Consider the following 15,006-nt stretch of genomic DNA (forward strand, 5'->3'; position numbering starts at 1 on the left):
AATAAACAGCTAGCTATATTAAAACTTGTAGATAACGAAGATAATGACTATGTTGATGTTTATTCTATTAAGATGCTTTTTAATAATATTAATAAATTAGTTTTAGGACTGGAATTTCCGGGACGTACTTATAATAATATGACTTTGGAAAAAGGATAGGTTTTACAATGATACATAAACCGAAGTAATACTAGTGATAAAGTTACATTGACTAAGATTAGCTCAACATAAATTCCTTGGAAAATTGTTACACCACCCAGAGAATATTAATTCCGAAAAGAAGATAGATTAAATAAAGAATAATCTTGTAAATTTATAATAGTATGGGGTAGTTATTTTAATTGTCCCTGTTCAAAGCTAAAAACTGAAATTATTTTAAATAGTTGTTTACTTCACAATTAAAATTCAAAAACACAAATCAAGACCGTTCTAGTTGATTTATTGTCATAATTATTTTTGTTACAATAGCTAAAATTGCAAGAAAGAAGTTTTCTGCTGCTGTTAACGATAATTTATTGGGATGCAACAAAGGCAGCAATAAGGTCGTTTACTCAAAAATATTGGTTCAATATTGGAATGAATTGCTTCTTATTTTAATGCCGCTATGCTGGCTACAATTTAGTTACTACTTTACAGTACTTTGTCCATGCACTAGCTTTGCACCTGTAATCTAAAAATAATTTTATGGAAAAGTTTAAAGGTCAAAAAGTAGTTATTGTTGGTGGCAGTTCGGGTATGGGATTGGCTACTGCCAAAATTTTATCAATTGCTGGTGCAAGTGTTGTTATTGCTGGTAGAAGTCTTGATAAATTAATAAGTGCTAAAGACGAAATTGGAGGCGAGGTAACCACGCTACAATTTGATATGAATGACGAAGAGGCTGTAAAAAAAGGTTTTGAATCTATTGGGGCTTTCAAGCATTTATTTGTTACAGGCAGCAGTCCATCATTTGTACCTGTTGGCAGTGCAGATATTTCAAAAGCACAAGATGAATTTAATTCAAAATTTTGGGGACAATACAAAGTTGTAAAAAGTGCTGTGCCTTTTCTTGAAAAAGGAAGCTCAATTGTATTAACATCTGGAGCTTATGGTCTTCGTCCAGATGCGGGTACCTCAGTAATGTCGGCTGCAAATGGTGCAATAGAATCATTGGTAAGAGCTTTGGCGGTTGAATTATCTCCAACTAGAGTTAATGCAGTTTCGCCTGGTTTGGTAGATACGCCGTTGATGCGCAACAGTTTTTCGGAAGAGGTTAGAGTGAGTATTTACCAATCGGTAGAAGAAAGTTTGCTTACAAAAAGAGTAGCAACTGCCGAAGATGTCGCTTTGGCTGTTGAATTTTTATTCAGCAGTTTGCATATTACTGGTAGTGCCATTCGGGTTGATGGTGGAGCCACTTTGTTTTAATAGTTACCTATTATTTTTAGCCCAAAGTTTAATTGGGGCAAGTACTTCTATAAGTTCTTGCCCTTTTTTTGTTATTTGATATTCTATATTTAGCGGTTTCTCAGTAATAATTTCTTTTTGAATAATGCCGCTTTCACAAAGAAGATTCACTCTATCTGATAATACTTTTTTTGAAATATTTTCTAATTCTTTTTGCAATGAGCTAAATCTATTATTTCCCTTATCAATGGCGTATAATACCGCAAGAGTCCATCTACTGCTTATCAAGTTTAAGGATTCTTGCACTGCACACATTTCTTTTAGATAGGCCTCGTTGATAGCATTTGTTGAATTTTCTTTTTTCATAGCTACTGTATTGAAATTTATTGCACTGTAATTGTTTTAAAAAGGGTATAGCCATCAACGGTATTTCCTGTAACGCTATCAGCCATGTTTTGGTTTAGACTGTTTGAAAAAATGCTGTCTTGGGTGTTGGATCTATCAGGAGCACCATTATAGCCACTGGTGGCATAAACTGCATTATATATAGTGGTAGGAAACGCAATTTGTGTAACCAAAAGAGACGCCCCAGCGGTTGTGCGCACTTCTAAATGTATATGCGGAGCTCTGCCAGGATACCACCCAGGAAAGATACTGATAAAGGATGCTTGACCGTTTGCATTTGTAGTTTGTCTGCCTCTAAGAAAATTTTGGTTGGTATAATTTGTTGCTTGTAATTGATTACCCCCATATTGAGAATAGTTGCCGTCTTTATCACATTGCCAAACATCTACATACACACCTGCTAAGGGAATACAGCCATTACTTTGATCTTGAATGGTTAAGGTCATTAAAAGCGGTACGCCTGTTCTGTCACCAATAATGCTGGCTCGAATGTATTCTAAAGGAGTTAGTATTGGAAAAGGCCCTATAGTTTCAGTTGGTGAAACGGCGCAACTATTTGTATTGTTGTTGGGAGTATTATTTGTGTTATCTTCATTATCGTTCTTTGAGCATGATGTAACAACAGTAGGTAAAGCAACTATGGCACCTAAACCTATAATACCATTTTTTAAGAATTTTTTTCTGTCCATACTTAATTAATATTTTTGTTTCTGTTTAGGTGTTAAGAATCTAAGACCTGAGTTACTAATGTACTACAATTCTTTTTTTATAAAAGAGCTTATCATTAGTTTTTATGTAAACTAAAATAAGGTTTTTTCATGAAAAATTAAAAACTGATTAGTTATCAAAAAATTATTCCAACTCAAATTTAAGGGTTACGTTTCCTGTTCCTAATGCTGAGGCTAATCCATTGGTATTACTGATTTTGCCAAGTTTGGTGTAGTTGTACGTTGTATTTAAACTTTCGTAAAACAATACCAAACAGTTATCGTCATAAAGCATCAAATCACCATTTTGGATATTCCCTCCTGGAGCAGAATTTGTGGGCAAGGTATTTGAAAAATAAAAAAACTTTTCATTGCCGTTTAATTCGCTCATATTAAGGGTTATTGGCAACATCGCTTTAAATGCTTTAGTTGTTGCATTGTCATAGAGTGTTGCCGAATAAACAGAGGATCCAATTGTTATTTTCATAGTTCGATTTGTTTGATTGCTCGTGTTATTTGTTTGAGTTGTGGTTGGCTCCATATTTTTATCGGTAGTGCAACTGGCACTACTCAATAAAAAGCAAGTGAGAACCATAGCTGCCGAAACTAAATATCTCATAGTGCTTTGATTTAGAATGTACTAGTGTCAATTACGAATCGGTATCGTGCTTCTTTATTGACCACTTTGTCCCAAGCTGCATTTATTTCAGTCGCATTAATCATTTCAATTTGAGGGTGAATATTGTTTTTGGCACAGTAATCTACCACCTCTTGCGTTTCTGGAATTCCACCAATTAACGATGCGTTGAAATTCACCCTATTGAAAATCATCTGAAAATTATTCAATGATAAATGTCCGTTAATGGGCATACCAACCTGAGTGAAATTGCCATACGGTTTTACGCAATTCGCATACGAAGCCAAATCATAATCATAAGGAACGGTGGAAAGCATATAATCCAATTTTCCTCTATATGGATTTAGTTTTTCCATGGCATCAACCACAATTACTTCTTTGGCACCAAATGATAAAATATCCGCTTTTTTATCAGCAGTGGTGGTAAAAGCATAGACTTCGGCTCCTTTAGAGACTGCTAATTTTACCGCAATATGTCCCAAACCTCCAATTCCAATAATTCCAACTTTATCTCCTTTTTTAAAGTTTTGCCTCATTAAAGGAGAATAAGTGGTTATACCCGCACATAATAAGGGTGCGGCATATTTTAAATCTAGATTATTTGGAATTTTGATAGCAAAATGTGCTTTTACAACAATGTTGTTAGCGTAACCACCTTGGGTAATCTCCGTTGGTGACGACTTTTCTGGACTGCCATAGGTTCCTGTCATACCCGTTTCGCAATGATGCTCTTCGCCATTTTTACAGCTTTCGCACTTCATACAACTATCTACCATACAGCCAATTCCTGCTTGATCGCCAAGTTTAAATTTAGTTACGTTTTTTCCAATGGCAGTTACTATACCTGCAATTTCGTGTCCTGGCACTTGAGGGTATTTTTGTGGCCCCCAATGTCCTTTGATAGTATGAATATCGGAATGACAAATCCCCGAAAATTTAATTTCAATTAAAATATCATCATCGCCAACGGCACGACGTTCAAATTCCCATTTAACTAGTGGATCAGTTGTGTTTTTACCTGCGTAACCTCTTGATTTGATATTTGTGCTCATCGTTTTTGTGTTTTTTTCGTTTGAAAATAATTGTAATGGAGTGGCTAGTAGCAAACCTGTACCCGCCAGTGTTGCTTGTTGTATAAATTCTCTTCTTCCTTTTTTAGAATTATTATTTTCGGATTTCATTGTTCTGATTTATTAGATTTTAAATTCTTCATTAGTTACTTTTTCCATCCATTCCACCAATCCTTTTTCTGTATTTGGGTTTATAGCTATGTGTGTCATACCGCTATTTTCTGATGCACCGTGCCAATGTTCTACATTCGGTTCAAAGGTTATTACATCGCCTTTTTTCATAGTTTGAACCGCTTGACCTTTGCGTTGATAAGAACCGATGCCATCGATAACTAATAAAATTTGTCCGCTAGGATGTTTGTGCCAATTGGTTCTTGCTTCTTTTTCAAAAATCACATTGAAAATTGAGCATTGAAAATTTTCAATGTCCGACAATAACACTTTGGCATTCACATTACCTGTGAAATATTCCTTTGATGCAACTTCACCAATTTCAAAAATTGTATTTTTTTCTTCTTTTTTCATATCTTTTTTCTTTGCACAACTGAATGATACAATTGCAATTAGTGAATTAATATTTATTGCTATTATTTTATGATGTCAAACTTGGCCATAATTTATAAAGCTATGTTTCAAACAAAAGGGTTACTGCCAAATGATGCTTTTTTATGAGAAATGGTGATCTTAACTTTTTACTGCATTAATTTACTGAAAAACAATGACTTATTATTTGAATTCAGTGCTTATTTTAAATTAGTGGTAAAGAAAGTTGCTAGTTTGTCAAAAGGGATCAGATCAACTTTGTCATACAAATCACAATGCGTTGCTCCTGGAACAATTACTAATTCTTTTGGTTCGGAAGCCAATTTGTAAACATCTTCGGAATAATAACGAGAATGTGCCTTCTCACCAGCTATGAGCATAATAGGTCGTGGCGATAGCAAGGCTATGTTGGCGTGCATTGGAAAATTAAAAAATGAAATTGGAGTAGTAGCTGTCCAAGCCGAATTGGAATTAATAGATCTTGGATGATACCCACGTTTCGTTTTGTAATACGAATAAAAATCTGCCAATACAGGATTTGGGTTTGCTGGTAAATTATCAGGTAACAATTTTTCGCCTTTTACAATATTTCCTTTTTCATCAAACGGGATTTCGTGAAAACCCAACCCGTAAGACCCTTTTTCGGCATCTTCCCAACGCTGTTGGCTTAGATAGTCAATAACTTTATGGCGTTGTTCGTTGGTGTAACTGTCCATATAACTTTTGCTGATACTTCTGGACATATCATACATAGATGCCGTGGCCACAGCTTTTATTCGGGTGTCACTTGCTGCGGCAGTAATTGCCATTCCGCTCAAACCGCATATGGCCAAAGCCCCAATTTTAGTTCGGTCAACATAGGTTTGCAAGCCAAGATAATCTACAGCAGCACTAAAATCTTCTGTAAAAATATCAGCTGAAGCTACATTTCTAACCTCAACGCCACTTTCACCCGTAAATGATGGATCAAAAGCCAAGGCAACAAAACCCCTTTTTGCCATTTCGTTAGCATACAAACCAGAGGATTGTTCTTTAACGGCTCCAAAAGGGCCACTCAATACAAGTGCAGCATATTTTTTTGATGTATCGCTATTTTTTGGCACATACAAATGACCTGAAATTGTAATGCCATAACGGTTTTTGAAACTTACTTTTTCTCGGGTTACATTATCACTCAATTGAAAAGTGAACTGTTCTGTTTTTTCCATTTTATCGTTTTTCTTTGATTCCTTTTTTTTGTTTTGTGCAAATGATGGTACTGTCAATAGCAACGTCATTGCAATTATTAGCGCTTTTTTCATTATTGTTAATTTAAATTGTTTTTAAAATTTTTGCAGGAATTCCGCCTACGATGGTATTGTCTGGAACATCATTTAAAACGATAGAACCCGATGCTACAATAGCATTTTCGCCAACAGTAACACCTTGCAAAATGGTGGCATTTGCACCAATCCAAGCATTTTTTTTGATATGAATAGGTGCTACCAATAAAGAATGTCTATTTTCCGAAGAAACGGGATGCCCTTCAGACAGCAAACTTACTTTGGGAGCTATTTGTACGTTGTCTTCGATGGTGATACCGCCCAAATCCAAAAACACACAATCAAAATTGATGAACACATTTTTACCAATTTTGGTGTGCTTTCCGTAATTGATGTACAAAGGCGTAAATACTGTTACGCTTTCGTCAATTTCAGTTGCTGTAATTTGGCTTAATAATGTTCTGATTTCATTTGGATTGGATGCGTTATTCATCTCAATCAATATTTTTTTGGTATCAAAAGAAGCTTCTATTAATTTATAAGCTTCGGGGTCGTTTGGCAAAATAGATTCGCCCGCTTTCAATTTGTTGAAAATAGTATTTGCCATGGCTTCCATTTGTTTCTAAAACTATTTGTTGGTGAAACAAAATTAAACAGAAAGCCTCGCAGTGACTTTACTACGAGGCTCAAATTACTTTTCTTTAAAGCTCAATTTTAGATTTCGGTGGGCGAAATTCCGTATTGTTTTTTGAAAGCAGTTGAAAAATGAGAAGGGTTTTTAAAACCAACTTCTATGTAAACATCTTGTACTTTTTTGTTTTCTTCTTTTAGTTTGATGTAAGCCATTTCCAAGCGTTTTTTTATCAACCATTTTTGTGGAGTGAGACTGCTTATTTTCTTGAAATCTCTTTTGAAAGTGGCCAAACTTCTTCCTGTAAAAATGGCAATTTGTTCCATCGAAAGTTCTTCTTCATAATTACTGTTTAGAAAATCCAAAAGGTCAATTTTCCAAGGTTCGGCAAAGTCAAAAAGTATGGGGTAAAGTTCTTCGTTACTATTCAATAAAGCATAAATGCCTTCTAGTAATTTCAAATGGACAACACCTTCGGTAGGTTTTATATTACTTTCAAAATAAGGGGTAAGCGATTGAAACAAACTTTCTATGGCAGGACTTGACTCTAATTTGAAAACCGTTTTGTCCGAAATCTTAACATTTGTCGGAATTTCAGATTTGTCCATTTTATTGTAAAAATCCCGCAGTACATTTCGTTTAAAGGTCAACGAAATTCCTTTATACAAATCATCGCCTTTACTGTTTTTATACATTTTTAAGCGGTGATCTCTACGTATAAAAGCACATTCGCCCGCTTGTATTTTTATGGTTTTATTTCTATCTTCAATCACTTGTTCACCTGAATACAAATAAACCAAAACATGTTCAGGTGTTGCATGAATGCACTTTTCGCTATAATCAGAAAAGCAGGATAAAAATATCCCTGAATAGTTTAATGTTTTGAGTTTATCGTTTTCTTGTACTTCCATAATTTTTATTATTGCTTTATGAATATACAAAATACAGGTTTAATTCTCAAAATTACTTTGCTGTAAAGCTCATTTTATGTTTCTTTTAAGCTCAGGGAGATTGATTGTTGGTATTTTAGTATAACTTATGTAAAATTAAATGAGCAAGAAATAATATATTGTTATTGGAAATGTGAACGTATGAAACTAAAGTTTGCTTTTAAATTTAATTGACAGTTTTAACCAATTACTTTACCACCTAAGTTTCATTATTTTCACCAAAAAACTCTAATTATCAGCGAAAACCAACCAGAAACGCATTTAAAAAACGGCCTATGACCCAATTCTATTAGTGTTTTTATAAAAATTAGTAATCAAACTCAGCTTACTGGTTTTGGTTAGACTTCCATTCAAACATTATAATTCAATTAACATCTCAAAATATAGACGCATCATCTTAATGCCCTAATTTTGTACTACAAATAAATTTTTATGAAAAACGCTATTCCTATATCTTTATTAGAATTGGCTTTGATTACAGAAAACAGCAATGCCAGTGAGACCATGCAAAAAACCAAAGAGTTGGCGCAACTGGCAGATCATTTGGGATACAATCGGTTTTGGTTGGCAGAGCATCATAATATGGCTCACGTGGCCAGTACGGCAACGGTGGTTTTGATTGGTTATATTGCCAGTCAAACTCAAAATATTCGGGTAGGATCAGGTGGGATCATGTTGCCCAATCATTCGCCATTAATCATTACGGAACAGTTTGGCACCTTGGCTACTTTGTATCCTAACCGAATTGATTTAGGTCTTGGAAGAGCGCCAGGGACTGATGCGTTGACAGCGCAAGCCATTCGAAAAGATTTTTTTGAAGAAGCCCAACAATTCCCTTCCAATGTATCCAAATTGCAAAGATATTTCTCTGAAGCCAATGCTACAGAAAAAGTTAGGGCTTTTCCGGCCGAAGGGATGAATGTGCCCATTTGGATTTTAGGTTCTAGTATGGATAGTGCAAAATTGGCAGCTGAATATGGCTTGCCGTATGCTTTTGCAGGACATTTTGCACCCAGACAAATGCTACAGGCATTTGAATTTTACAGAGAAAATTTTCAACCTTCAACCTTTTTGAGCGAACCCAAAACAATGGCTTGCGTGAATATCATAGCAGCCGACTCTGATGAAGAAGCGCAATTTTTATCGACTAGTTTGTATCAAATGTTTTTGAATTTAATACGAAACGATAGAAAAGCTTTGCAACCACCCTTAGCATCTCTTGATGAAATGATGAATGAGGAAGAACGCTTTCATGTGAATCAAATGACTGCTTGCACCTTTACAGGAAGCAAAGAGAAACTGACTAAAGATTTAAAAGAATTTATTCAATATACTCGCATAAATGAATTGATGATTACCAGTCCTATTTTTGACCATCAAGATAAATTAAAGAGTTTACAGATTTCTAAATCGGTAATGGATGCGATTAATGAATAAAGGATTTTTCATCAGAAGATTTAGGTCATGCTAGTCGTTCATTATCAAAAGCTAGATAATCAGGATCTGTAAAATTAATTAGGTCAAGAAATAAGGTTTGATTTTTTTTATTATTCCCATATTTATTTGCATTGTCTTAAATGAGATAATTTTTTTTTAAAATATTTGTTGCTGGTCCAGAATAGCGATAGTTCATCCAATCAAATGCCAACTAGGAATAAGCAGCAATATCTTTTCGCATTTCATCAATAGCTTCTTTTTGGGTCTAAAATGATTTACATGACAATAAGCTCCGCATTTTTAGGTTCAGTTTAACAACATTTTTCATGGCTTAATGCAGGAAGAAAGTCTTTTAACTCCCCCAAAGCTTAGATTTGTCATCAATAACCTTGTTTATCTTCAATTAATTCTACTATAATAGCAGCTGCCTTATTAATCCAATTTGGATTCGGAGGTTTATTTTCGAGATCTATATATCATTTATCTTCTTCTAGAAATTTTTTGTAATATTTCTATTGCTATTTCATCTTGTCTTTTTCTAGCTTCTGGAGTTAACTATTTAACAGCAAAATCTTTAGGTTCATTAAGAGTAATCATAAACTTTTGATAATTAGGTTAACCCTCTGACAATTCCTTAAATGTAATTTCACCATTTACATTTGCTTTTAATCTGACTTATTATGAAGTATTTACTTATATTATTTTTTTGAATAATAGGAGCCATGGAAGTATTCCAAAGCTCATCAAAAAAATTTCAAACGGACTCTTTAACAGTTTAAAAATTTGTAGGTTTTGCCTCTTTTTTGTGCTTTGAGCAAAATTAGTTCTTTTAATACAAAAAGCCGATGATTATCGACCTATAGTTACCTCTTTTTTGGCTCTGATTGAAATAGATACAATCAATTTTAAAATGTTTTTTATTTAATTGCACCGATGGGGTTTGAATAAGCCAAAAGTGTAAGGCTGTCCATAAACTATTGATCTATGGAAACCTTACACTTTTAAACTCTTTTTCAATCTATTACTGAATTAACTTAACCTTTTTTTTGCCTGAAATAGAATCGCCTCTTCTAATATCAGCATACACGTGACTTAAAAAATTAGGGTCTAAAGTAGGTTTAGGCGACTTATAATCATGATGACAACTAAAACAAGAACCATTTGGGTTATAGGCCGTACTTTGATCATAGGTTTCCATTGTACTATTGGCCAACTGACTTGTACCTATTGCCACACCGCTTGTGGTATTGTTAGCTGAATAACTTTGACCATTAGGTGCTGCGCCACCATCCGTCCAAGTGGATCCTATAAAAAGATAATTTTTTCGGATGTCATTACCAACCAATTGAGATAGCACCGAATTGTTAATCGATATGATCTGACTATTGGAAGCCGCTGCAGTCTCATTCTCAGGGTTTGGAACTCCTTTATTCGCTACACCCCAAGGCTTGGTTCTGGTAGTATTACTCGGGCTAATGGTATTATTGGGTGGAGGAGGTGGAGTATTTTTGAGCTTCCAATTCGCAGAAATAGTATCGTTTTTAAACTTCATGTGCGAGATATTAATGTTGGTCGTATCTGCTGGTGCCGAATTCAAAACCCAAAGGCCTTTAGTATCTGCCGCAATCTTCTGTTGCTTCTTTGCGGTATCTAAATAGGTATAACTTAAATTAGGAGCATTGTTTTTATGTTCAAAAGTGGACCACACCATCTCTGGATGTCCAGCCGTACTACCCACAATGTGCACACCCAACAAGGCTAATTTTATTTTTTGTGTTTTATTAGGAATGATAGTCCACTTTTTTGCTGTTTTAATGTAGGTAGGTACAAGTGCATCTGTTGTAATGTAATTACTCAGATCTTTCACAGTACTGGCATCAACCCACGAAGTTTTAAGTTCGATGGCTAAGGCATTGGCATCTGGTAAAACAATATTTTGGCTTTTTGCATAAGCTACAATAGTATTTAGTTCAGCTTGAGTAGTTGGAAATTGCTTGCCTTTCATTTTGCCTGCATTAACTGCTGCTATAAACTGCGCATACACATCATTTACCATAGTAATATAATAGAGTAGGGCACCATCTTTTGACATCAAAGCATCTCCTGTGGCTTGTCCTTCCTCGCTGTCAACACCTATACTTTTTTCTAAACTAGGGAGTGCATTCAATAATATACCAGGTTTATGCGGAATTAATTTTCTTTCATTGGCACCAAATTCTGGTGAAACGGTAAAGAAAACAGGTGATTCAAAAACGGTCTTTCTTTGTCCATAAATACCTGAGCTTGGAGAAGTAATCCACAAAAACATTTGCTCAGACCATCGGTAAAAATCACAATTGTCTGCATGACCAAAAGTTACACTATTAGCAGGCTTCACAGCACCATTCTCAGTAGGATTACCACCTACAAACCAAGTCTTAAACTCAGTAGGAGTGACCACACAAGAAGGTAAAACATTGAGCGGTAAATAGCTTGAAGCTTCTGTTTTTTCCTGAGTTTTACAAGCTATAAAAATGGTGAGCCCTAATAAGGCTGCGATACTTAATCTGGTGATTGTTTTTTTCATGAGGAGTGATGGTTTTGTTACTATTATTTTTTTTAGCAATTGTTTAACCAAAAATAAGACAAGCCAAGCAGATACGATCACGTATAAATACCTGCTTTTTTTTTTTTTTTGGTTTGTTCCCGCTATGCCCATTACCTGAGGCTTAACCTTTTTTTAATCAATAGTCTTACTAAAACTGTGCTAGGTTAGTATGTGCATTACAAGTCGGGGAACTTCCTGTGTCATGCCACGAGCTTTCTATTACTATCCTTCACCAAGCAGAAGTAATTAAATTACAGCATTAGAATAAGAGATAATCCTTCTACAAAATAAGGATGTTAAATTTATTTGACTAAACAAGATGAAAAAGGAGTGAAGCCATTAATAGATTTGACTGACTAATACTACTGGTTTTACATTAGTCCCTTTTTGTCTGTTCCAATAAATAGTATTGGTGCCAGATGTTGAAAAAAAGAAAATATTTTCAATTTGCATTAAAAATCTACACAGTTTTTAAAGTTCTGAGTTATTTTATAGAGAAATGTATTCATAAAGCAAAGAGAGCTTTTGTACTTGATAAGTTACTACGCTTAACTTAAACTCTAATTTTTATTCATATCTAAATTAAGATCAATTTTCAATCAAACAAATCACAAAAGTAGTTATTCCTTCATCATTTCTATACGCCAAGTAGCCACCGTGAGCCTCAACTATGCTTTTAGATAAAGTTAAACCAATTCCGGCACCTTCTTTTCGGGTGGTGAAGAAAGGCAAGAATATTTTATTTTCTATTTCTTTTTCGATGCCTTGCCCTGTATCAGTAATCATGATAAAAATTCTCTTTTCTTTGACTTCTGCCGATATGATAATTTGTTTTTTTTCTGAATTAGATAATGCGTAGATGCAATTTGTCAAAAGATTTATGACTACTTGCTCCATCTGTTGTGGGTCAATATGGAGTCTGCGGTCAAAAGCAATAGTATTTATGACTTCTATGTGTGCCTTTTTAAACAATGGATTCATGATTTGACTACTGTTGTCAATCAATTTTGATAGTTCCATTATTTGTTTTTTGGGCGATGGCAACATGGCCAGTTTCCGATAACTTTCTACAAATTGCTGTAAGTGGTCACTTCGTCTCAACATCGTGGTAACACTACTTTTCATATCGTCTAAATCTTCTGCCGAAATGGTTTCCTGCTGCACCAAGTCTTGTAAATTCTGAGAAAGCGATCGAATGGGAGTTATCGAATTCAAGAGTTCATGCGAGATGACCTTCATTAAATTGACCCAAGCTTCTTTCTCTTTTTTCTCAATTACATTTTGAATTGAATCCAGTAAAACAATAAAATAATCCCGATTGTAAATTTCGCTTCTAGAAGACTGCATCACAAATGTTTGCGTGTCTTGCTGATTGACACGAATTTCTAAAGATGTTTTAATTTCCTGAAAATCCTGTTTTTCGATAATTTCACACAACGCAGGCAAATGATTTTTCAGATACTTCCATTTAGATACTTTTGGGACATCAAAATGTTTCGAAAAAAAATCATTCATCAAAAAAATGTTCCAGTCACTTTCTTCCTTTTGTAAGATAATAATTCCTGTTTCGATAGTATTTAAAATAGAACGGTAAACAATATCTTTTGAAACCTGCTCGTTTTCTTTGTTTTTTAGCGTTTCGTATAGCTTGAATAAAGTAGAATAATTTTGATACGATTTATGTTTCGAAAAATCGGAGGTGAAATCATTTTGCAGAATTGAAGTGATTGTTCTGTCGAAAAGCTGAAACGTGTTTTTAATGTAAAAATACATTTCGACGAAGAGAATAAAAAGTACGAGTAGTCCAAAAAGTGCTGTAAAGACCAATCCTTTTTGAAAAATAAACAAGGAAACTGCAGAAAGGCAAAGAATAAAAATTAATCTAAGAAAAAGGAGTTGGTATATTTTTAAAGATGTAAACATATTAGTTGATGTTATATTTTTCTAAACGTCGGTACAATGCACCTCTGGATAATCCTAGTTCCTCGGCAGTTTTACTAATATTGTTGTTATTTTTCAACAGGATTTTCTCGATAGCCGTTTTTTCTACGGTCGAAAGTTGAATGTCATCTTGATTGTCTTCGTAAGCCGTTATTTGTTCCAAATCTAAATCCGAAACGGTAATGTAATTGTTTTCACAAAGAATCACGGCACGTTCTATTCGGTTTTCCATTTCACGAATATTTCCATTCCATGCGTGTTTTGAGATTTGTTCCAATGCTTTTTCGTCAAAAGTAATTGTGTCTCGTCCGTATTTTGTCATCATTTTTTGCAAAAGATACTGCGCCAAAGGAATTTTATCTTCGATTCGCTCGCGCAATGGAGGCAACACAATTTCCATCGTATTGATGCGATAGTACAAATCTTCACGGAAATTCTTATCTGTAACTTCTTGTTTTAAATTCAGGTTGGTGGCTGTAATAATGCGAACATTCAGCGGTCTTGCTTTTGATTCTCCTAAACGGGTTACCATTTTGGTTTGAATTATCTGCAAGAGTTTAGATTGTAAATGCAATGGAACGTTTCCTATTTCATCCAAAAAAATAGTGCCGTTCTGCGCCATTTCAAAACGTCCTGGCGTATCAACCTTCGCATCTGTAAAAGCACCCTTAGCATAGCCAAATAATTCGCTTTCAAAAATATTGGAATTCAAAGAACCCAAATCTACGTGAATAAAAGGACTTTTTTTTCGCTCTGATTGCAAATGGATATGATGTGACAATACAAATTTACCAGTTCCGTTCTCGCCAAGTATTAAAACATTGGCATCGGTTTTGGCCACTTTATCGGCCAGAGAATATGCTTTTTTTATAACCTCTGAATTACCAACAAAAAACTCGTCTACAATCTCGATATTATTGGACTTCTTTTGCTCTTTCCGGCTTTTGTCAACTGCCTGTTTTACAACGCTAAGTAATTTTTCATTTTCCCAAGGTTTCAAAATATAATCAAAAGCACCTGCTTTTAAACCTTCTACAGCAGTTTCTACTTTACCAAATGCGGTCATCAAAATAACGACTGTTTTTGGCGAAAGCGTTTTTATTTCTTTTAATAAATACAAACCTTCTCTGCCGTCTTCAAATCCTATTCTGTAATTCATATCGAGCAAAACGACATCAATGTTGTTTTGTGATAATAGTTCCACAACATTTTTAGGGTTATTAAGGGTATAAATATTTTCAAAATGCTTTTTAAGTAGCATTTTTGAAGCAAAAAGAATATCTTCTTGGTCGTCTATGACTAATATGGAGGCGTTTGTCTTTTTCATTCTAATGCAATAGCTGTATTTTTTTATTCAGAAAATGGAATCATTGTTCGGTTTCGGACAAATAGTGTTCAATTATGGACACCGTATAAATTTTATTAAAATTAAAAATCTGATAATAAGATT

The 15,006-nt window shown here is 34.4% G+C and carries 13 protein-coding genes; 2 read left to right on the plus strand and 11 right to left on the minus strand.

The window, feature by feature from the left end; all coding sequences use genetic code 11:
* The first annotated feature begins 684 nt into the window (after window positions 1–684).
* Window positions 685–1,407, plus strand: coding sequence for an SDR family oxidoreductase (locus AC061E_RS15115; protein ID WP_478286991.1), 723 nt, complete (start codon window positions 685–687; stop codon window positions 1,405–1,407).
* 3 nt (window positions 1,408–1,410) lie between these two features.
* Here AC061E_RS15115 and AC061E_RS15120 read toward each other — a convergent pair whose 3' ends face one another.
* The 8 genes from AC061E_RS15120 to AC061E_RS15155 all read right to left on the minus strand — a co-directional run bounded on the left by AC061E_RS15120 (window position 1,411) and on the right by AC061E_RS15155 (window position 7,552).
* On the minus strand, window positions 1,411–1,752 hold the full coding sequence (locus AC061E_RS15120; RefSeq protein ID WP_478286992.1) for a winged helix-turn-helix transcriptional regulator: 342 nt from the start codon (window positions 1,750–1,752) through the stop codon (window positions 1,411–1,413).
* A gap of 17 nt (window positions 1,753–1,769) precedes the next feature.
* Window positions 1,770–2,480, minus strand: a complete 711-nt coding sequence (locus tag AC061E_RS15125) for a dioxygenase family protein (RefSeq protein ID WP_478286993.1) — start codon at window positions 2,478–2,480, stop codon at window positions 1,770–1,772.
* 163 nt (window positions 2,481–2,643) lie between these two features.
* Entirely contained in the window at window positions 2,644–3,117 is a 474-nt protein-coding gene (locus AC061E_RS15130) for a cyclophilin-like fold protein (RefSeq protein WP_478286994.1), read from the minus strand.
* A gap of 11 nt (window positions 3,118–3,128) precedes the next feature.
* Window positions 3,129–4,316 carry an NAD(P)-dependent alcohol dehydrogenase gene (locus tag AC061E_RS15135; protein WP_478286995.1) on the minus strand — a complete coding sequence of 396 codons (1,188 nt, stop codon included), beginning with the start codon at window positions 4,314–4,316 and terminating at the stop codon, window positions 3,129–3,131.
* 12 nt (window positions 4,317–4,328) lie between these two features.
* Entirely contained in the window at window positions 4,329–4,730 is a 402-nt protein-coding gene (locus tag AC061E_RS15140) for a (R)-mandelonitrile lyase (protein ID WP_478286996.1), read from the minus strand.
* Window positions 4,731–4,948: 218 nt separating this feature from the next.
* On the minus strand, window positions 4,949–6,049 hold the full coding sequence (locus AC061E_RS15145; RefSeq protein WP_478286997.1) for an alpha/beta hydrolase: 1,101 nt from the start codon (window positions 6,047–6,049) through the stop codon (window positions 4,949–4,951).
* Between the two features lie 10 nt (window positions 6,050–6,059).
* Entirely contained in the window at window positions 6,060–6,626 is a 567-nt protein-coding gene (locus AC061E_RS15150; protein WP_478286998.1) for a DapH/DapD/GlmU-related protein, read from the minus strand.
* A gap of 98 nt (window positions 6,627–6,724) precedes the next feature.
* Window positions 6,725–7,552 (minus strand): helix-turn-helix domain-containing protein, encoded by an 828-nt coding sequence (locus AC061E_RS15155; protein WP_478286999.1) that lies wholly within the window; start codon window positions 7,550–7,552, stop codon window positions 6,725–6,727.
* Between the two features lie 471 nt (window positions 7,553–8,023).
* Between AC061E_RS15155 and AC061E_RS15160 the strand changes: the two genes are divergently transcribed.
* Window positions 8,024–9,028 (plus strand): LLM class flavin-dependent oxidoreductase, encoded by a 1,005-nt coding sequence (locus AC061E_RS15160; RefSeq protein ID WP_478287000.1) that lies wholly within the window; start codon window positions 8,024–8,026, stop codon window positions 9,026–9,028.
* 1,021 nt (window positions 9,029–10,049) lie between these two features.
* Here the strand turns inward: AC061E_RS15160 and AC061E_RS15165 are convergent.
* From AC061E_RS15165 to AC061E_RS15175, 3 genes are all read right to left on the minus strand, one after another.
* Window positions 10,050–11,594 carry a hypothetical protein gene (locus AC061E_RS15165; protein WP_478287001.1) on the minus strand — a complete coding sequence of 515 codons (1,545 nt, stop codon included), beginning with the start codon at window positions 11,592–11,594 and terminating at the stop codon, window positions 10,050–10,052.
* A gap of 609 nt (window positions 11,595–12,203) precedes the next feature.
* Window positions 12,204–13,538: a sensor histidine kinase gene (locus AC061E_RS15170; protein WP_478287002.1), complete on the minus strand. Its 1,335-nt coding sequence runs from the start codon at window positions 13,536–13,538 to the stop codon at window positions 12,204–12,206.
* Between the two features lies 1 nt (window position 13,539).
* Window positions 13,540–14,883, minus strand: a complete 1,344-nt coding sequence (locus AC061E_RS15175; RefSeq protein ID WP_478287003.1) for a sigma-54-dependent transcriptional regulator — start codon at window positions 14,881–14,883, stop codon at window positions 13,540–13,542.
* Window positions 14,884–15,006: the final 123 nt, after the last annotated feature.

The sequence above is a fragment of the Flavobacterium sp. GNP011 genome, from assembly GCF_056428925.1.